Source organism: Actinacidiphila sp. bgisy160 (genome assembly GCF_965342435.1).
In the GTDB taxonomy this organism is placed as follows: Bacteria; Actinomycetota; Actinomycetes; order Streptomycetales; family Streptomycetaceae; genus Actinacidiphila.
Genome location: NZ_CBDRCM010000010.1, coordinates 55,446 through 74,004, shown reverse-complemented (window position 1 = coordinate 74,004; position 18,559 = coordinate 55,446). Strand labels below are relative to the sequence as shown.

The 18,559-nt window shown below is 71.3% G+C and carries 14 protein-coding genes; 5 read left to right on the top strand and 9 right to left on the bottom strand.

The window, feature by feature from the left end; genetic code table 11:
- Position 1 precedes the first annotated feature (1 nt).
- The 3 genes from ACRWNP_RS11720 to ACRWNP_RS11710 are packed head-to-tail and all read right to left on the bottom strand — an operon-like array spanning position 2 to position 2,990.
- Positions 2-841, bottom strand: a complete 840-nt coding sequence (locus ACRWNP_RS11720) for a carbohydrate ABC transporter permease (RefSeq protein ID WP_431961033.1) — start codon at positions 839-841, stop codon at positions 2-4.
- Entirely contained in the window at positions 838-1,722 is an 885-nt protein-coding gene (locus tag ACRWNP_RS11715; protein ID WP_431961032.1) for a carbohydrate ABC transporter permease, read from the bottom strand. Before ACRWNP_RS11715 ends, ACRWNP_RS11720 begins: the two co-directional genes overlap by 4 nt.
- Positions 1,719-2,990, bottom strand: a complete 1,272-nt coding sequence (locus ACRWNP_RS11710) for an ABC transporter substrate-binding protein (RefSeq protein WP_431961031.1) — start codon at positions 2,988-2,990, stop codon at positions 1,719-1,721. The genes ACRWNP_RS11715 and ACRWNP_RS11710 overlap by 4 nt, the downstream gene beginning before the upstream one ends.
- Before the next feature lie 168 nt (positions 2,991-3,158).
- Between ACRWNP_RS11710 and ACRWNP_RS11705 the strand changes: the two genes are divergently transcribed.
- The 3 genes from ACRWNP_RS11705 (at position 3,159) to ACRWNP_RS11695 (ending at position 6,371) form a co-directional block, all read left to right on the top strand.
- Positions 3,159-4,418, top strand: coding sequence for an FUSC family protein (locus ACRWNP_RS11705; RefSeq protein ID WP_431961029.1), 1,260 nt, complete (start codon positions 3,159-3,161; stop codon positions 4,416-4,418).
- Positions 4,419-4,438: 20 nt separating this feature from the next.
- Positions 4,439-5,245, top strand: coding sequence for a 4-hydroxy-tetrahydrodipicolinate reductase (dapB, locus tag ACRWNP_RS11700; RefSeq protein WP_431961028.1), 807 nt, complete (start codon positions 4,439-4,441; stop codon positions 5,243-5,245).
- A 148-nt stretch (positions 5,246-5,393) separates the two neighbouring features.
- Entirely contained in the window at positions 5,394-6,371 is a 978-nt protein-coding gene (locus ACRWNP_RS11695; protein WP_431961027.1) for a hypothetical protein, read from the top strand.
- Between the two features lie 82 nt (positions 6,372-6,453).
- On the opposite strand, the gene chvE is transcribed toward ACRWNP_RS11695, so the two are convergent.
- The 6 genes from chvE to ACRWNP_RS11665 all read right to left on the bottom strand — a co-directional run bounded on the left by chvE (position 6,454) and on the right by ACRWNP_RS11665 (position 15,933).
- Positions 6,454-7,560, bottom strand: a complete 1,107-nt coding sequence (chvE, locus tag ACRWNP_RS11690) for a multiple monosaccharide ABC transporter substrate-binding protein (RefSeq protein WP_431961026.1) — start codon at positions 7,558-7,560, stop codon at positions 6,454-6,456.
- 268 nt (positions 7,561-7,828) lie between these two features.
- Positions 7,829-8,251 (bottom strand): aspartate 1-decarboxylase, encoded by a 423-nt coding sequence (gene panD / locus ACRWNP_RS11685; protein WP_431961025.1) that lies wholly within the window; start codon positions 8,249-8,251, stop codon positions 7,829-7,831.
- 478 nt (positions 8,252-8,729) lie between these two features.
- Positions 8,730-10,211, bottom strand: a complete 1,482-nt coding sequence (locus ACRWNP_RS11680; RefSeq protein WP_431961024.1) for a long-chain-fatty-acid--CoA ligase — start codon at positions 10,209-10,211, stop codon at positions 8,730-8,732.
- An 18-nt stretch (positions 10,212-10,229) separates the two neighbouring features.
- Entirely contained in the window at positions 10,230-11,936 is a 1,707-nt protein-coding gene (locus ACRWNP_RS11675) for an aldehyde dehydrogenase family protein (protein WP_431961023.1), read from the bottom strand.
- A gap of 38 nt (positions 11,937-11,974) precedes the next feature.
- The gene (locus ACRWNP_RS11670) at positions 11,975-13,528 is read right to left on the bottom strand and encodes an MFS transporter (protein WP_431961022.1); all 1,554 of its coding nucleotides are present in this window, start codon (positions 13,526-13,528) and stop codon (positions 11,975-11,977) included.
- A 77-nt stretch (positions 13,529-13,605) separates the two neighbouring features.
- Positions 13,606-15,933 carry an arylsulfatase gene (locus ACRWNP_RS11665; protein ID WP_431961021.1) on the bottom strand — a complete coding sequence of 776 codons (2,328 nt, stop codon included), beginning with the start codon at positions 15,931-15,933 and terminating at the stop codon, positions 13,606-13,608.
- A 444-nt stretch (positions 15,934-16,377) separates the two neighbouring features.
- Between ACRWNP_RS11665 and ACRWNP_RS11660 the strand changes: the two genes are divergently transcribed.
- Together ACRWNP_RS11660 and ACRWNP_RS11655 are read left to right on the top strand one after the other, a co-directional pair.
- Positions 16,378-17,520 (top strand): AraC family transcriptional regulator, encoded by a 1,143-nt coding sequence (locus ACRWNP_RS11660; RefSeq protein ID WP_431961020.1) that lies wholly within the window; start codon positions 16,378-16,380, stop codon positions 17,518-17,520.
- A gap of 73 nt (positions 17,521-17,593) precedes the next feature.
- A complete protein-coding gene (locus ACRWNP_RS11655; protein ID WP_431961019.1) occupies positions 17,594-18,553 on the top strand; it encodes a formylglycine-generating enzyme family protein in 960 nt (319 codons plus the stop codon).
- Positions 18,554-18,559 lie beyond the last annotated feature (6 nt).

The following is an 18,559-nucleotide window of genomic DNA, read 5'->3' as shown; positions in this document are numbered from 1 at the left end:
TTCAGCCCTTCACTGCGCCGGAGGTCAGCCCGGCCACGATGCGCCGCTGGAACAGCAGCACGAAGACGACGATCGGGACGGTGATGACCACGGCGGCCGCCGCGATCGAGCCGGTGGGCTGCTGGAACTGGGAGCTGCCGGTGAAGAAGGCGATCGCCGCCGGGACGGTGCGCGCGGCGGTGGTGGAGGTCAGCGAGATCGCGAACAGGAAGTCGTTCCAGCAGAAGATGAAGACCAGGATGGCCGTGGTGAACACCCCGGGCGCGGCGAGCGGTGCGATGACCAGCCGGAAGGCCTGGGCGGGGGTGGCCCCGTCGACCTTGGCCGCCTTCTCCAGGTCCCAGGGGATCTCGCGGAAGAACGCCGAGAGCGTGTAGATCGCCAGCGGCAGCGAGAAGGTCATGTACGGGATGATCAGCCCGGCCCAGGTGTCGAACAGCCCGAGGAAGCGCTCGATGTCGAACAGCGGCGACACCAGGGAGATCGGCGGGAACATCGCGATCAGCAGCGAGGTGCCGATCAGCAGGCCCTTGCCGGGGAAGCGCAGCCGGGCCACGGCGTAGGCGGCCATGGTGCCCAGCGTGACGGCGACGACGGTGGAGATCAGGGCGATCCCGATGGAGTTGACCAGCGCGCGGGTGAACTCGGAGGTCGCGAAGATGCCCCGGTAGTTCTCCAGCGTCCAGGCGCGGGGGACGAAGCTGCCGTCGGAGAGCGTGGCGGGGTCCTTGAAGGACAGGGCGACGATCCACCACACCGGGAACAGCGCGTACAGCACCACGACGGTGTTGACCACGCTCCACCGGGCGATCCGCCGCCGCTGCGCCGGGCTCGTGCTCATCGACCGGTGTCCTCCGATCCCGGGGCGGCCGTGCCGAACAGCCGGATGAAGGCGAAGGCGATGACCGCCACGCAGAGGAAGATCAGCACGGAGATCGCCGAGCCGATGCCGAGGTTCAGGGCCGTGAAGAGATTGTCGTAGCCGAGGATCGACACGGAACCGGTGCCGTTGGAGCCCTGGGTGAGCACGTAGATGTTGTCGAAGATCCGGAACGCGTCGAGGGTGCGGAACAGCAGCGCCACCAGGATGGCGGGTTTCATCAGCGGCAGCGTGACCAGCCGGAAGCGCTGCCACCGGCCGGCGCCGTCGACCATGGCCGCGCGCAGGGTCTCCTCGGGCACCAGCGCCAGCCCGGCGAGCAGCAGCAGCGCCATGAAGGGCGTGGTCTTCCAGACCTCGGCCAGGATGATCAGCCCGATGGCCTTCCACTGGTCGGTCAGCGGGGCCTCCCCCGCCGCGTCGACGAGGTAGCCGATTCCGGGGGTCCAGGCGTACTGCCAGGAGAAGGCGGCGACGACGGTCACGATGCCGTACGGCAGCAGGACCGCGGTGCGCACCGCGGAGCGGCCGAGGATCGCCCGGTGCATGACGACGGCCAGGCCCATGCCGAGGGCCAGTTCCACCGCGACGGAGACGACGGTGATCAGGCAGGTCACCCAGAAGGCCTCCCACCAGAAACCGGAGCTCAGGACCGCGGCGTAGTTGTCCAGGCCCACGAAGCGGGCGAGCTGCGGGAAGCGCAGGTCGTAGCGGTGCAGGGACAGGTAGACGGCATAGAGGACGGGGTAGGCGGTCACGGTGAGCATGACGAGCACGGCGGGGGCGCAGAGCAGCAGGCCGAGCCGCCGCTCCTGCCGGGCACCCTCCGAGCGCCGCGTCACGGGACCAGCCCCTTGGACTGCAGGGCGTCCTCGATCTGCTCCCGCAGGTCCCGGATGGACTCGGCCGGCCGGATCGCGGCGGGCGGTGACAGGGTGTGGGACACCGCGATGGACACGTTCTGGTACGCCGGGGTCTGCGGGCGCAGGGCGGCGTTCTCCAGCTCGGCGAGGATGTCCTGGGCGAAGGGATAGCTGCGCTCGATCTCGGGATCGGCGTACAGGGGGCGCAGGGTCGGCGGCAGGCCGCCCCGCAGCGCGGCGGTCCGCTGGTTGTCCCGGTCGCGCAGGCACAGCGCCGCCTCGAAGGCCAGCTCGGGCCGCCGGCTGTAGGAGCCGACGGCGAGGTCGATCCCGCCGATGGTGACCCGCGCGGGGCGGCCGGCGTCGACCCGCGGGTAGCGGGCCCACCGGAAGTGCCGGAACAGCTGTGGGTTGTCGGCCTTCATCGCCGGATACACGAAGGGGTAGTTCAGCTCGAAGGCGGCGCTGCCGGACTCCATGGCCAGCCGGTTCTGGTCCTCCATCTGGTTGGGCAGCGACGGGTCGGCTGCCGGTGAGACGGCCAGGTCCCGCATGACGCCCGCGGCCCGGACCGCGGGCGGGCCGAGCGAGGGCGCGGTCGCTCCGGCGTCGAGGATCGATCCGCCGGCGCTGGCGACGAGCGTGTTGAACCAGACGGTGAGCCCCTCGTACTGGGCGCCCTGGACCTCGATCCGGTGGGGCTTGCCGGCCTTCGCCAGGGCGCGTGCCGCGTCGAGCATCCCGGCCCACGTCGTGGGTGGCTCCGGCACGAGGTCCGCGCGGTACCACAGCAACTGGACGTTGGTGTTGTACGGGACGGCGTAGAGGCGGCCCTTCCACATGGCCGTGCGCAGCGGGGCGGAGAGGGTGTCCCGGACGGCCTCGGCACGCCGGGTGCCCGTCCACGGGCGGATCCAGCCGGCCTCGGCGAATTCCGGGGCCCAGGTGACGTCCAGGCCGAGGATGTCGAGCGCGGGGTCGTGCGCGGCCAGCCGGCGTACGAGCTGCTGCCGTTGGCCGTCGGCCGTCCGGGGGAGTTTGTTGTAGCGGATGACGTAGCGTCCGCCGGAGGCACGGCTGCAGCGGTCGGCCGCCTGCTGCAGCGCGCCGGAGTCGTCGGGGAAGTTGTACCAGTCGAGTGTCGCCCGTCCGGAGGTCCGCGACGCACCGCCGGCGCACGCGACCGCGGCGGCCGCGAGGACGAGGACCGCGGCAAGGGCCCGGGAGCGCCGCACCGCGCACGCCATAGGCACCTCGCTCCCCTGCTCGGACACACTCCGGCCCCAGGCCATGAAGCCCCCGCCGGGGCCGCCGACGGCGTCTCAGAGGCGTGTCGGCGCCGGGTATTCACGCGGTCGGCGCAACCGTCCCCGCTGCCCCGGTGCCGACGTCCCGCCCCCGGGGAGACTGGCAGGGTGCCCGGCGTCCTCCCCGCCCCGCTCGCCGACCTCCTGCGGCGCAACAGCGACCCGATCGTCGTGCAGACGGTGCGCTCCACCGTGGCCGCGGTGCTGTCGTACGCCGTGGCCGTCTGGCTGCTGCCCAACCCCGCGCCCCTGACAGCGCCGCTGACGGCCCTGCTCGTGGTGCAGGTGACGCTCTACACGACGGTGACCACGGGCATCCGACGGGTGGTCAGCGTGGTGGCGGGCGTCCTCATCGCGGTGGGTTTCGCGGAGCTCATCGGGCTGACCTGGTGGAGCCTCGGGCTGATCATTTTGGCGTCGCTGGTGGTCGGTCACTGCATCCGCGTGGACGAGTTCGTGGCCGAGGTCGCGATCAGCGCCATGCTCATCCTGGCCGTCCCCGCCCCCTCCGGTGAGGCGGTGGACCGCATCCTGGAGACCCTGGTCGGAGCGGTCGTCGGGGTGCTGCTGAACGTCGTCGTGCCGCCCCCCGCCTTCGTGGAGCCGGCCGGAGACGCGGTGCGCGAGCTGGCCGAGCACATGCGGGCGCTGATGCTCCGTATGGGCCGGGAGGTGCGTGGCGGCGCCACCGCCGGGCAGGCCCGCTCCTGGCTGATGGACGCACGCCGGCTGGACAACGAGATCGCGCGGTTCGACGCCTCGCTGCGCAGGGCGGAGGAGGGGACCCGGCTCAACCCGCGGGTGAAACCGGCGGAGGGCGCGATGGCCCGGCTCCTGCTGCGCAGCGGGCTGGACACCTTGGAGGTGTCGACCGTGCTGCTGCGGACGCTGTGCCGCTCGCTGACGGAGCTGGACCGCGAGCGCGGTGTCCGGGAGCCGCTGTTCACCGGCGGGCTGGCCGTCGGCGTCGACGAGTTGTTCGCCGACATGGCCGACGCCGTCGACAGTTTCGGCCGGCTGATCGCGGCCCAGGTCACGGAGGGCGCGGACCAGGCGGAGGCCCGGCTGGAGGACGCGCTGCGGCGCGGCCGGGAGGAGCGGGACCGGATCGCGGCGCTGCTGCGGGCGGAGGCGGAACGGCGCTGGGAGAGCTGGGACCTGTACGGGGCGCTGCTGGCCAACATCGACCGACTGCTGGACGAGCTGGACCTCGAGAAGCGCTCGCTGTGGCTTTCGGAACAGCTCGTCGCCGCCGCGCCGCGCCCGCCGACGCTGTCCGGCCGGATACGCCGTCAGGCCCGCTCCGCCGCCGCCCGGCTGCGCCGCAGGTCACCCGGGGGGACCGGTTCCGGGCGGGACGGTCACTGATCATGCGTCATGCTGGAGGGATGGACCTGCTGAACGTGTGCGTCGCCGGGGCGACCGGCTGGACCGGGGAAGCGGTCGCGCGTGCCGTCCTGGAGTCCGCGGACCTGCGGCTGCGGACGGCGGTCGCGCGGTCGGCCGCCGGCGCGGACCTCGGGGCGGTGTGGGGCGGTCCGGAACTCGGGGTGCCGGTCTTCAGCACGGTCGACGACGCGCTGGACGGCGTGGACGTGTTGATCGACTACACCTCGCACACCGCGGTCGGGCGTCACGTGCGCAGCGCCGTGGTCCGGGGGGTCAACGTCGTGGTCGGCTCGTCGGGCCTGTCCGGCACCGACTACGAGGAGATCGCCGCGCTGGCCGAGGAGCACGGGGTCGGTGTCGTGGCCTCGGGGAACTTCTCGCTGACCGCCGCGCTGGCGCAGGCGGCGGCCCGGCTGGCGGCCCGTCACCTGCCGCACTGGGAGATCATCGACTACGCCTCCGCGACCAAGCCCGACGCCCCCAGCGGCACCGCGCGTGAACTCGCCGAACAACTGGCCGCCGTACGGCGGCCCGAGTACGCCGTGGACCCACAGCACACGGCCGGGCACCCCGAGGCCCGCGGCGCGTCGATCGCGGGCACGCAGGTCCACTCGCTGCGGCTGCCGGGCTACACCCTTGCCGTCGAGGCGCAGTTCGGGCTGCCGGACGAGCGTCTGGTGATCCGGCACGAGGCGGGCGCCTCCCCCGCCCCCTACGTCGCGGGGACCCTGCTCGCCGCTCGCGCGGCCGCGGCACACCGGGGTCTGGTGCGCGGTCTCGACGCGCTGTTGCTCAGCGGGGACTGACGTTCCGTAGCTCGTGGCACTGCGTCACTTCCTTGGCCACGTTGTCGCCCGGACGCTCCGCTCGACGGGCGGCCGTTTGCCGCGCGACGTACGACTGGATCGCGGGGCGGCGTCCGCCGCCCGCCACGCGTCCGAAGGAAGGACCCTCATGCGAACCAGTCTGATGCGCCGCAGCGCTCTCGGCGTCGCGACCGGACTTCTTGCAACCAGTCTATTGGCTGCCTCGACCGGCAGCGCCGTCGCCGCGCCGGGCAGTGACGACAGCAGGAACGGCTCCCACAGCAAGGGCAGTGACGACTACGGCGACGACGACAACGGCTACGGCGGCGGGGACAACGGCTACGGCGGCGGGGACAACGGCTACGGCGGCGGGGACAACGGGGACAACGGCTACGGCGACAACGGGGACAACGGCCGCGGCGGCGGGAACGGCCGCGGCGGTGGCGGGGGCAACGGGGACGACGACGGCGGGTACGGCGGCGGAAAGGGCGGCAACGGCCGCGGCGGTGGCGGGGGCGATGGCGGGTACGGCGGCGGGGGGAACGGCCGCGGCGGTGGCGGGGGCAACGGGGACGACGACGGCGGGTACGGCGGCGGCGGGGGCGATGGCGGGTACGGCGGCGGCGGAAAGGGCGGCAACGGCCGTGGCGGCGACGACGAAGACGACTGGGGCGACTACGGCTCCCGGGGTGGCGGCGGCGGCAAGGGCGGCAAGGGCGGGGGCGGCAACAACGACAACGGCGACAAGGCGACGTACAAGGACAAGGACGAGGACCACGGGAAGGGCGACAGCAAGGGAAAGGGCAGCAAGGGCAAGGGCAATAAGGGCAACAACAAGGGCGGCAAGGGGAGCAAGGGCCACGACAAGGGCCACCACAAGAAGCACAAGAAGCACAAGAAGCAGTGCAACGAGCACTTCCGGTTCAACTTCAGCTACCACTACAGCGTGAGCTATGGCTATGGCATCGGGTTCGGCAAGGGCGTCCGCACCCTCGGTCTCGGCAAGAGCCACGGCGGCCACGGAAAGGATGCCCGCTACGACGACCTCGGCTACGGGTTCGGCGACAAGTTCGGCCGCGGCTACGGCGGCCTGTACGACTACGGTCTGCTGAACGTGCTGATCTGACGCGGGGCTGCCGCCGGACACGACGAGGGCCGGGAGGAACGCTGTGTTCCTCCCGGCCCCGCGTATGTGCGGCCCTCCAGCCTCAGTTGAGGTCGGAGGCCTTGATGTAACCGCTGTCGACAAGCAACTTCTTGTAGTTGGACTTGTCGACGCCGACCGGGTCGAGGAGGTACGCCGGCACGATCTTGTTGCCGTTGTCGTTGGTCTGGTTGTCGTTGATCTCGGGCCGCTTGCCGCTGAGGATGTCCTGGGCCATCTTGACCGCGACGGCGGCGAGCTTGCGGGTGTCCTTGTAGACCGTCATCGACTGATCGCCGGCGATGATCTCCTTCACCGATTCGGTCTCGGCGTCCTGACCCGTGACGATCGGCATCGGCTTGGCGCTGGTGCCGTAGCCGGCCTTCTTCAGCGCCTTGATGACACCGCGCGCGATGCCGTCGTTGGGGGACAGGACGGCGTCCACGGTGGAGCCGCCCTTGTAGTGGTCCTTGAGCCGGGTCGACATCGTCTCGGTGGCGATGTCCGCTTCCCACTTGTAGGTGGTGACCTGGCTCAGCCGGGTCTGACCGCTCTTGACGACCAGCTGGCCGTCCCTGAGGTAAGGGGCCAGCGTGTCCATCGCGCCGTTGAAGAAGCCCAGGACGTTGTTGTCGTTGGCGTCGCCGGCGAACACCTCGAGGTTGAAGGGGCCGGCCTGGCCGCCCTTCTTCAGCCCGAGCTCCTTGATGATGTACTCGGCCTGGAGCTCCCCGACCTTGTAGTTGTTGAAGCTCGCGTAGTAGTCGACGTTGCTGGAGCCCAGCAGCAGCCGGTCGTAGGCGATGACCTTGACACCCGCCCGGTTCGCCTTCTGGAGGGCGTCACCCAGCTCGAACCCGTCGACCGCGCCAATGATCAGGAGCTTGTCGCCGCGGTCGATCATGTCCTCGACCTGCTGGACCTGCTTGTCGACGCTGTCCTCGGCGTACTGTTTGTCGGTCTTGTACCCCTGCTCCTTGAACAGCTTTTCCATGTTGTCGCCGTCGGCGATCCACCGGGTCTGCGCCCGGGTGGGGAGGGCGATGCCCACTGTGACTTCGCCACCCTGCCCACCCGAATCGTTGCCGCAGCCGGTGGCCGCGGCCGTCAGGGAGAGCGTGAGGACTGCCAGGGTCACGGTGCGCAGTCTGGCAGTGCCGCCAGCGTGCATGGGACTCAGTTCCTTTCGGGCCGAACAAAAGTGTGCTCTCATCGCCCACCCCCGAGAGCGACAGTGTCCGGGCCCGTCACGGAGGTCCGTGGCAGCCCAGCGATCCGCCGGAGCCCGGTGAACTGCTGATGCGTCAGGCCCGAGGAGTGCTGTGGGAGGACGACGGCAGCACGCCGCGCTCCCGGTGAGGTCCGTGACCACCGGACCTCACCTGGACGGATACCTCGAAGTTGGATCCGGACAATAGCACAGCCGCTCGTATGGACGTTCAGCCGACCGGCACCGCGTTCGGGCTCGCCTGGGTGGAGCTCCCGGGGACCGGCTCGGAGGCGTCGTCGCCCAGGGCGACGATCCGGTTGTCCGCGTCGACGTGCACCACCCGCGGCCGCAGCGCACGGGCCTCGGCGTCGTCGACCTGCGCGTAGCTGATGAGGATGACCAGGTCCCCGGGGTGCACCAGATGGGCGGCGGCACCGTTGATGCCGATCACCCCGGAACCGCGGCGGCCCTCGATGACGTAGGTCTCCAGGCGGGCACCGTTGGTGATGTCCACGATGTGGACCAGCTCGCCGGGCAGCAGGTCGGCGGCGTCCATCAGGTCGGCGTCCACGGTGACGGAACCGACGTAGTGGAGGTCGGCCTCGGTCACGGTCGCACGGTGGATCTTGGACTTGAACATTGTACGCATCATCGAGGCACTCCTGGATATAGGCTCCCTGCCTACGTTTTTGCAGGTCAAGGGCGGTTTCCTTACCCTACAACGAGTCGCATGCCCGGGCAGCATTCCCCAGGTTCTCCAGGATCCACGCTGCCCATTTGCCGACCTTCCTGATGCTTCGCCAGGCAACGGCAGGAGGGCTTCGCCCGCTCCGCCTGACCCACCGCGACAACGGCACAAGCCTACGCAGCACTCACCAATGGCGTCCGTGAGCGCCGTCACTCCGGCGGTCCGGGTGGCAGTCGGGAACGAGGACGGTCGACCGGGAGTCGGGTCGCGTACCGCCATGGATCGGCTGGCACCACACGGTCCTGCAAGCCTCGGCCTCCAGGCAACTCCCACCGAGATCACCGTCCATCGTGCCGGACGCGACCGCTCCCTGCCCGTGGGCCTGCCACGGGCAGGAAATCACCGTCCTGGACTGCGAATGACCGCCGACAACGAGGCCGGGTCAGCGGCTCTCGGGGGCGGCGATCTGCCGCTTGAGGATCTTGCCGGTGGGCCCCTTGGGCAGAGCGTCGACGAACCAGACCTCGCGCGGGTACTTGTAGGCCGCCACCCGTTCGCGGACGAACTCCCGCAACTCGTCCGCGTCCGCCACGGCGCCCGGGCGCAGGGCGACCGCCGCGGCCACCTCCTCGCCGAGGGAAGGCCGCGCGACGCCGATCACCGCGGCCTCGGCCACCGCGGGGTGCTCGTACAGCACCTCCTCGATCTCGCGCGGGTAGACGTTGTAGCCGCCGCGGATGATGAGGTCCTTCTTGCGGTCGACGATGTAGTAGTAGCCGTCCTCGTCGACGCGGGCCAGGTCGCCGGTGCGCAGCCAGCCGTCGACGATGGTCTCGGCGGTCGCCTCGGGACGGTTCCAGTAGCCGGCCATCACATTGTGGCCCCGGACGCAGAGCTCGCCGACACCGTCCTGCGGGTCGAAAAGACGCATCTCGACGCCCTCGACGGGTGTGCCGACGGAGCCGGGCTTGCGGGGCCGGCCGGGGTGGTTGAAGGAGGCGATCGGGGAGGTCTCGGACATGCCGAAGCCCTCCAGGATCGGACATCCGAAGGCGGCCTCGAAGGCGTGCAGCACCTCGACCGGGAGGGAGGCGGCGCCGGAGACGCACATGCGCAGCGAGCTCGTGTCGCGCTGCTCCGTACTGCGCTCGTGTTCGGCCAGTATGGCGGCGTACATGGTGGGCACGCCCTCGAAGACGGTGACGCCGCGCTCGTCGATGGTGCGCAGTGCCTCACCCGGGTCGAAGCGGGCGAGCAGGGTGAGTCGGGCACCCACCGCCACGGCGGCGTTCATGGCGCAGGACTGTCCGAAGGCGTGGAAGAGAGGCAGGCAGCCCATCACCACGTCGTCGGGGGTGAGCCGGAGCAGGGCGCGCCCGCCGATCTCGGCGTTGCGGGCCAGCCCGGCGTGGGTGAGCATGGCGCCCTTGGGCGTGCCCGTGGTGCCGGATGTGTAGAGGATGACGGCGAGGTCGTCGTCCTTCCGCGGGACGGCCGCTGCCGGGTCCGGGTGCCCGGCCAGCAGCGTCTCCAGCCCACCGGGCACGATCGGCACCACCGGGGTACCGGTGTCGTCGGCGCCGGCCCGGGCCTGGTCGGCGACGCCTTCCCAGGCCAGGAGCAGCGCCATGCCGGAGTCGCTCACCTGGTGGGCGATCTCACGCGGCTTGAGCAGGGGGTTCATCGGCACCACGACGGCACCGGCGCCCAGTACGCCGTAGTAGAGGGCGGGGAACTCGGGCAGGTTGGGCAGCATCAGGCCGACCCGGTCACCGGGGCCGACCCCATGAGCGGCGAGGAGTGCGGTGGTACGACCGGCAAGGGTGGCCAGCTCGGCGAAGCTCAGTCCCTGGTCGCCGAGTTCGACGGCACGGCGGTGGCCGTGCTCGGCGGCGGCGCGGACGAGGAAGTCGTTGAGGTTCATGAGAGGATCGGTTTCTGGTCAGCCGCGGAGTGCGGAGGCGAACACGGCGGGCAGTTGGCTGACGCCGGGTGCGGTGGTGAAGCCGGTGACGCGTTGCAGGGTGGTGCGCCCGGTGCGGTTGGTGACGAAGTACGGGGGGCGGGGCGAGAGCGACGGCGAGCCGGTGAACAGGCCACGCGGGGCGGGCGCGAAGGGCGCGCGCACCACGGTCTTCTCGACGTCCTCGAGCATGAAGGCGTTGTTGACGAAGCCGATGCCGCTGCCGACCGCCTGCCGGGTGTTGCCCGGGTAGGCGCCCCAGGGCGTGTAGCCGAGCAGGAAGCCTACGGCGGACCAGCAGTTGACGCCCAGGGTGCCGTAGCGCAGCTCGGCGATGGCCGCCTCCACCGCGGCCCGGTGGGCCCGCTCGGTGGCCGGGTGGACGATCAGGGTCGCGCCGAGGGTGCCCGGCAGGGTGCCGTTGGCGAAGTCGACGGCGTTGCCCAGGAACTCGGCCGGCGTCTCGCCGGACAGGCGCACCACGCCGAGGGCGCTGGCGAACACCTCACCGCTGAGCAGCACGTCATCGTGGTCGGCGATGTCCGGCACCAGCAGCCGACCGCCGTCGCCGTAGCTCTCGGCGTCCGGATGTGCCGCGCGGACCGCGGCCAGCCGCCGGTCGGCGCCCGGGTAGTAGTCGCTGCGGGCCGGCAGGGTGCGCAGCACCTCGCGGATCTCGTCGAGCAGCCGCTCGGTGCCGTCCCAGGCGCGGGGCAGCACCAGCACCTGGCTGGCGATGCAGTTGTGGCCGGAGTTGTTCATCTTGCTGGTGACGATGTGCTCGGCCTGGAAGCGGAAGTCCGCCGCGCTCCACTGCCCCGGCACCACGATGCACGGGCTGACTCCGCCCAGCTCGCTGGTGAACGGCTTGTCGACCAACGGCCGGTCGTCGCGGCGGCGCTGCTCGGACTGGTCGTCGGTGCCCCACAAGATGGCGTCGTGGGTGCGCTCGCTGCCGGTGACGTGGATGGAGTCCACGCCGTCGTGGGTGGTGAGGTACGCGCCCTCGGCAGGGCCGCCGTCGACGAACCGCAGCCAGCCGCGCTCGGCGAACTCGGCGAAGATGCGCTCGAAGTGGGGCCTCAGATAGGCGTTGACCGGGTTCATCTTGGCGACGACGACCTGGCCCTCGGCGTACAGCTTGTGCAGGATGTCCACGGCGGTCATGGCGGCGACGTTGCCCGCGCCGAGCACCAGCGCCACCCCGGCCGGCTCCGGGCGGCCGCGGTGCAGTGCGGCCGCCCGGTGGCGCACCTGCTCGGCGGTGGTGCCCGCCCCCATCCGGACCTGGGCCGAGTAGCCACTGAGCAGCAGCCGGTCCCAACCGGTGGCGGGGAAGACGTCCACCCGGGTACGGCCGCCGTGTTCGTGGACGGCCCGCGCGGGTAGCGGGTCCTGGCCGGCGGCGATCCGCCGCAGTACGTGGAGGCGTGCGCTGACGTTCTGAGCCAGCGCCCATGGGCCGCCCGCCCAGTCCTCGGCGGCCCAGGGAGAGTCAGGGCTGTACCCCTTGGCGGCGGCGCCGGCCGCGGCCAGCCCGGCCGCGGCGGCGCGGATCCGCGGCATCAGCCGCTCCAGCAGGCCGATCCGTTCGGCGAGCGGTGCCGCGGCCCATGAGGCGGCGTTCTCCCGCAGTTCGTGCAGGGCGCGGTCGAAGGCGGCGGCGTCGAGGGGGGTGCTGTTCACGTCACTCCTTGGGTGGCGAACAGAGGGAACGGAGTGCGTCATGCGGCCAGGCGGCGTGCGTCGCGGGCCGGGTCGATCAGGGTGACGGCAGCGGTGCCGCCGAGCAGCAGGAGCGCGCCCACGAGCAGGACGGCGTGCCGGTAGCCGGCCGGGCCCTGGGTGTCGACGAGGTGCCCGGTCAGGACGGGGGCCACCAGGCCGGCCGTCGTGACCACGGCGGTCATCAGGCCCAGGGCGCCCCCGCGGCGCCGGCCGGGGACGAGTTCGGCCACCGAGGTCACCGCCACACTCACCATGAGTCCGGGCAGTCCGAACCCGGCGAGCAGGAGCACGACGGCGAATGCGCCGCCCGCCAGTTGGGACAGGCCGAGACAGCACAGGGCACAGGCGATCAGCGTGATGCCGCCGACGCGGGCGCGGGCCCAGCGGCTGCTCACGCCGCGGCGCAGCAGCCATCCGGTCAGTCCGGCCTGGCCCAGCATGGCGACGCCGTTGACGGCCCAGAGCCCGGCGACCAGGTTCGCCGCGGTGGTGTCCGAATAGCCCAGCCCGTCGCGCAGGTAGGAGGGCACCCACACCAGCGCCAGCGCGGTCAGCCAGTAGGTGCTGAAGAAGGCGACCGTGCTGCCGATCCAGCTACCGGTGCGGAGGATGCGCAGGTAGGGGGCATCGGGGGCGGGGCTCGGGCCGCCGTCCTCCGTACCGGCATGCGCGGGGGTGTCCGCCGCGTGGCCGCCGTCCCGTCCGAGGACGACCCAGATCGCGGCCCAGACCACGCCCACTGCCGCGACCACGCCGAAGGCGGAGCGCCAGCCGTGCTGGTGGATCACCCAGGTCAGCCCGGGGGCCGCCACCACGACGCCCAGGGTGGTGCCGACGGTGATCAGGGAGCCGGGCAGGTTGCGCTTGCGGTCGGGGAACCAGGACAGGGCGCTGTGCTGGGCGACGGGGAAAGCCGGCCCCTCCGCGGCCCCGAGGAGGATCCGGGAGGCGACCAGCACGGCCACTCCGCCGCCCAGTGCCATGGGCAGCTGGGCGACCGACCACAGCAGCGCCATCCCCAGCAGCAGCCACCGCGGCCGTACCCGGTCCGCCAGCAGCCCGATCGCGGCGCCGCAGACGGAGAACAGCAGGAAGAACGCGCCGTTGGCCAGTCCGAAGGACGTCGCCGACAGGTAGAGGTCACGGCGGATCGAGTCGGCCGCGAGTCCCATGACCGACTTGTCGGCGAAATTGATCATCATGAAGACCACGAGCAACCCGGTGACGATCCACGCCCGTCGCCTGGAGTGGGGTGCCGCTGGGGAGGGGTCGGCGGTTCTGACGGGGACGACGTCGTTGTCGGTCACGATGGCTCCGGGAAGTCGGCTGTTGCGGACAGGGATCGAACGGGGCTCGGGGGGCGGGACGCCGGCGATCGCGATGCGCTCCACGACGCGCCGCTGCGGGTGGTGACGGCTGATGGCGTAGCGCTGGACGGCGATGTCGTCCCGGATGACGGTGGGGTCGGGCGGCCGGCGGAAGCGGACCTGGGACTCGGGAACGCGGGCTTGCGGGCCTGCGGGCCGGGCTCGTGCAGCAGCTCCCGGCACTCCCCGTCGGACAGCCCCACGGTGCTGGGTGATGAACGGCTGCGGTGTGCGTCCCCGCAGCACGCCGATCACCGGGACTACTGCACGGACACCATGGCCTGTGCCTCACCCGCCGGGTCCTCGCAGAGGTCGTCGCCGGCCTCCAGGACGACGTTCTCGATCCGCCCGCTGAACCGGCCGCCCGGGGTGCCGTAGTCGGTCACGGGTACGCCGTTGTCCTCGCCGACATCCAGCCAGTCGGTGGCGTGGTAGATGAACGGAACGGTGTGGTTCAGCCGCACCGACCCGGCCGGCTTGCCGTCGACGAACAGCTGACCAAGGCCTCCCTTGCCCACGCCGCCGCCGTCGTACGTGAAGCGGTAGCGCAGGGTGTGCCTGCCGGGGCCCAGTGGCTCGGGCGCGCTGATGTCGTAGTGCTCGCGGTCCACCCAGCTGTAGTGGAACGCCGGGGCGCCCTCGCGCAGGAACAGGGCCCAGCCGGCGAACCGGCCGCCTTGTGCGACCACCGCGCCGCGCGCCGGCTCGTCGCCGACCTCGATCTGCGCGGTCACCGTCCAGGACCGGTTCTTGGTGTCCGGCAGCACGCTCTCGTTGAGATGGCGCATTCCCGGGTAGAGGGTGACCGAGCGGCCGTTGCCGAGCCGCGGGCGGCCCACCAACTCGCTGTCCATCCGCACCACCTTGCGGTCGTCCAGCGGGAAGACGTCGTACTTGGCGGCCTCGATCAGGAACAGGTCCTGCAGCTTGCGCAACCGCTCCGGCTGCTCGGCCGCGAGGTCGAGGCACTGCGCGTGGTCGTCCGGCGCGTACAGCTCCCACACGTCCTCGGCGAACGGCCCCGGCCTGCCGGCGAGTTCCCACGGCACCTCGTGCTTGGTGCACGCCGACCAGCCGTTGTGGTAAATGCCGCGGTTGCCGAAGATCTCGAAATACTGGGTGGTGTGCCGCTCCGGGGCGTCCGCCTCGTCGAAGGCGTAGGCCATGGAGACGCCTTCCATGGGCTTCTGGGACACGCCGTTGACCGAGGTGGGCTCGGGGATGCCGGCGAGTTCGAGGATGGTCGGCGCCACATCGTTCATGTGGGTGAACTGGTGGCGGACCTCGCCGCGGGCCCGGATGCCGGCCGGCCAGTGCACGATGGTGCCGACCCGGGTACCGCCCCAGTGGGAGGCCATCTGCTTCGTCCACTGGAACGGGGCGTTCATGGCGTGGGCCCAGGCCACCGGGTACTGGGCCAGCGTGTCGGGGCCGCCCAGCTCGTCTACGCGCGCGAGCATCTCGGGGACGGTCTCCTTGACCCCGTTGTAGGACGCGTACTCGTTGATGCACCCGTGCGGGCCGGCCTCGGCGCTGGCGCCGTTGTCGCCCATGATGTACAGGATGATCGTGTCGTCGAGGACGCCCATCTTCTCGAGCGCGTCCACGACCCGCCCGACCTGCTCGTCGGTATGGGTGGCGAAGCCCGCGTAGCTCTCCATCATCCGTGCGTACAGCCGGCGGGCGTCCTCCGGCTGGTCCTCCCAGGCGCCGATCTCCGCCGGGCGCGGGCTGAGCTCGGTGTGCTGCGGGACGATCCCCAGCTCCTTCTGCCGGGCAAGGGTCCGCTCCCGCTGGTCGTCCCAGCCGTGGTCGAACTCGCCGCGGTAGGCGTCGATGGACTCCCGGGGCGCCTGCAGTGGCGCGTGGCAGGCACCGAAGGACAGATAGCTGAAGAACGGCTGGTCCGGACTGAGCGCCTGCTGCTCGCGGAGGTCGGCGATCAGCCGGTCGACCAGGTCCTCGCTCAGGTGGTAGCCGGGCCGGTCCGGGGTGGGGATGGGGCTGGTGCCCTCGAAGAGGGTGGGGCGCCACTGGTCGGTCTCGGCGCCCATGAATCCGTAGAAGCGCTCGAAGCCCTCACCGGTCGGCCAGCGGTCGAACGGGCCGGTCCGGCTGGTCTCCCAGGTCGGCGTCTGATGCCACTTGCCGAAGCAGGACGTGTTGTAGCCGTTCATCCGCAGGATCTCCGGCAGCGTCGCGCAGGACGCCGGGCGCGAGGAGGTGTAGCCGGGCTGGCTGGTGGCGATCTCGGTGATGCCGCCGGCTCCCACCGTGTGGTGGTTGCGGCCCGAGAGCAGGCTGGCGCGGCTCGGCGAGCACATCGCGGTGGTGTGGAAGCGCGCCAGGCGCAGGCCGTTCTCGGCGAGCCGGTCGGCCACAGGCATCCGGCAGGGGCCACCGAACGAGGACGAGGCTCCGTAACCCATGTCGTCGATGAGGATCAGGAGCACGTTGGGTGCGCCCTTCGGCGGTCGCAACCTGGTGACGGGCTCGGGCCTCCCGGCATCGCGCACGTCCATCGGCGTGGCCATCGGCCGCCTCGGCTCGTTGATGGGGAGTGTGGCGCGGTAGGCCGGATTGACCACGGGATGGTTCCTTTCCGAGTGCTGGGTGGCACGAATCACAAGCGGGGACGGAGCGTCGGCACGTGCCCGCGAGGTACGCCCGCCATCACCATCGCGAAGAACCCCGCGATCGGTCTTGCCTTCGGATGCCGACAATTTGGCTTCGCGCGACACCGTGCACCGGTGGTGCTGCCCAGTGCGGGGTGGATCGGGCGGAAGGGACGGACGGCACAACCGATGTGCGGCGGCACGGTCCGCCGCTCCGGTGTTGTGCGCGCGCACAGTGTCGCTCCCCGGTCGGCTGTCTAAGCTTTTCCGAAATGCACCGGCGACGACGTTCCGGGCCGGTCGGGGCCGCCTCCCCGGGCTGTCCACAGCGGCCACGGCGGCGGCGCCCGGCACCCCAGCAGCCGATACGGGCCGGGGGCCGGTGCCGGTGGGCCCGATGAGGAGGTACGGTCGCCGATGAGCCGAGAAGCAGCGGTCGCGCAGGACCTCAGGCAGGGTCGCTCCACCGGCGGGCATCGCGAGAGCCGGACCCGCCGGCCGGACCGCCCGCACGCCGCCACAGGACACGGGCTGGTCCGCGGGTCCGCGCTGAGCGGATTCCGTGAGCTGGTCACGGAGTTGGGCGGCGCGCCGGACGACCTGCTCCACTCCGCCGGGATCGAACCCGCGATGGCGGGCCGGTACGAGGAGTACCTGCCTTTTCGGCGTGTCATGGAGTTGCTGGAGGCCGCCGCCGAGAGCACCGGCACACCGGATCTGGGGCGCAGGCTGGGCCGGCGGCAGAGTGCGGACATCCTCGGACCCGTGGTACCCGCCGCGCGTACCGCCCGTACCCTCGCGGAGGCGGTCGAGGTCTTCAGCCGCTACCTCGGAACCTTCTCCACGGCCTGCTCGCTCTGGCTGGTCCCCCGACCCGCCGAAGGCCTGGCGTTCGTGGAGTTCCGCAGCGCCCTCGGCCGGCGGTGGCTCTATCCCCAGGGAGCCGAGGCGGTCCTGTCACGTGCGCTGACGGTGCTCAGGTTGCTGGCCGGTTCGCCCTTTCTTCCTGTCGACGTCCACGTTCCGCACCGCCCACTGACGTCTCAGGCCGACTATGAGAGCGACTACTGCACCACCGTGCTCTTCGACCAGCTCCGGCCGGGCTTCACCATCAGCGCCGCAGACCTGGACCGCCCCCTGGCCCACGACCCGGTCGCCCACCGCGTGCTCGTGGAGCATCTCAGCGAGACCACCCCGCGGCACAGCGCCTGCCTCGTACGCCCGGTCACGGAGCTCGCGGAGCAGATGCTGCCCATGGGAGTACCCACCGTCGAGGACATCGCCGCCCGCCTGGGGCTGCACTCGCGCGCCCTGCAACGGCGCCTCTCAGCAGAGGGGTTGTCCGTCACGGACCTGGTCGACGTGGTGCGCAGGGACACCGCCGAGCGGCTGCTCGCGGAGACGGACATGGCGTTGGGCCGGATCGCCCGCCGACTGGGCTACGCCGAGCAGAGCGCCCTGTCCCGTGCCTGCCGGCGCTGGTTCGGCATGACGCCCTCCGGCGTACGGCGCACGGCGCGGCAGAGCGGGACATCCGAGGCGGCCGCAGCGCACGCCTGACGTGGTTTGGACGCGCCGGCACAGTCTCGGTCGTGGTCCGTCCGGAGAACGAGCAAGCAGCAAAGGAATTCGCATGGGCCACCCCGACTCGCAGCTCCGCAGCTGCTGCCAGCCGCCACGCGCATCCGTGCCGGGCTCCGCGGAGTCCGTGGAACTGGTGCCCGGCTCGCGCAGGGCCGGTGGTGAGAGCGGATCAGTGGCGCTGCCAGGAGGCGAGTTCCTCATGGGGAGCGACAGCTCGGAGGGTTTCCCGGAAGACGGCGAGGGCCCGGTGCGCAGGGTGCGCGTCAACCCGTTCCGTATGGCCGTCCACACGGTGACCAACGCCGAATTCGCCCGGTTCGTCGAGCAGACCGGTCATGTCACCGAAGCCGAGCGGTTCGGCTGGTCGTACGTCTTCGCCTCCTTTCTGCCTGGCGCCCTGCGCAGGACCTCGCGCCGGCTGGGGGGCACCCCCTGGTGGTGCAGTGTCGAAGGGGCTTGCTGGCACGCGCCGGAGGGGCCGGGCAGCGACGTGGCGAGCCGGCGCGGGCATCCCGTCGTACATGTCTCCTGGAACGACGCCGACGCCTACTGCCGCTGGGCGGGTGGCCGACTGCCCACCGAGGCGGAGTGGGAGTACGCGGCACGCGGCGGGCTCGAGCAGCGTCGCTACCCGTGGGGGGACGAGCTGACTCCCGGCGGGGAGCACATGTGCAACATCTGGCAGGGCCACTTCCCCACGAAGAACACCGCCGAGGACGGCTACCGGGGTACGGCTCCGGTGGACGCGTACCAGCCGAACGGCTTCGGCCTGTACAACGTGGCCGGGAACGTCTGGGAGTGGTGCGCGGACGGGTGGACCACCGGCCACGGGGACCGTCCGCGCACCGATCCGGCCGCCCCTCGCACGGGCTCGGCGAAGGTCATCCGCGGCGGCTCCTATCTGTGCCACCGCTCGTACTGCAACCGCTACCGGGTGGCGGCCCGCACCTCCAACACTCCTGACAGCACCACAGGACACATGGGCTTCCGCTGCGCCTTCGACATCTGAGCCCAC

Excerpts from the sequence above, each read along its gene's own strand:
- ACRWNP_RS11720 (WP_431961033.1), bottom strand. The coding sequence starts at position 841 with ATGAGCACGAGCCCGGCGCAGCGGCGGCGGATCGCCCGGTGGAGCGTG.
- ACRWNP_RS11710 (WP_431961031.1), bottom strand. The coding sequence starts at position 2,990 with ATGGCGTGCGCGGTGCGGCGCTCCCGGGCCCTTGCCGCGGTCCTCGTC.
- dapB (WP_431961028.1), top strand. The coding sequence starts at position 4,439 with ATGGACCTGCTGAACGTGTGCGTCGCCGGGGCGACCGGCTGGACCGGG.
- ACRWNP_RS11695 (WP_431961027.1), top strand. The coding sequence starts at position 5,394 with ATGCGAACCAGTCTGATGCGCCGCAGCGCTCTCGGCGTCGCGACCGGA.
- chvE (WP_431961026.1), bottom strand. The coding sequence starts at position 7,560 with ATGCACGCTGGCGGCACTGCCAGACTGCGCACCGTGACCCTGGCAGTC.
- panD (WP_431961025.1), bottom strand. The coding sequence starts at position 8,251 with ATGATGCGTACAATGTTCAAGTCCAAGATCCACCGTGCGACCGTGACC.
- ACRWNP_RS11680 (WP_431961024.1), bottom strand. The coding sequence starts at position 10,211 with ATGAACCTCAACGACTTCCTCGTCCGCGCCGCCGCCGAGCACGGCCAC.
- ACRWNP_RS11660 (WP_431961020.1), top strand. The coding sequence starts at position 16,378 with ATGAGCCGAGAAGCAGCGGTCGCGCAGGACCTCAGGCAGGGTCGCTCC.
- ACRWNP_RS11655 (WP_431961019.1), top strand. The coding sequence starts at position 17,594 with ATGGGCCACCCCGACTCGCAGCTCCGCAGCTGCTGCCAGCCGCCACGC.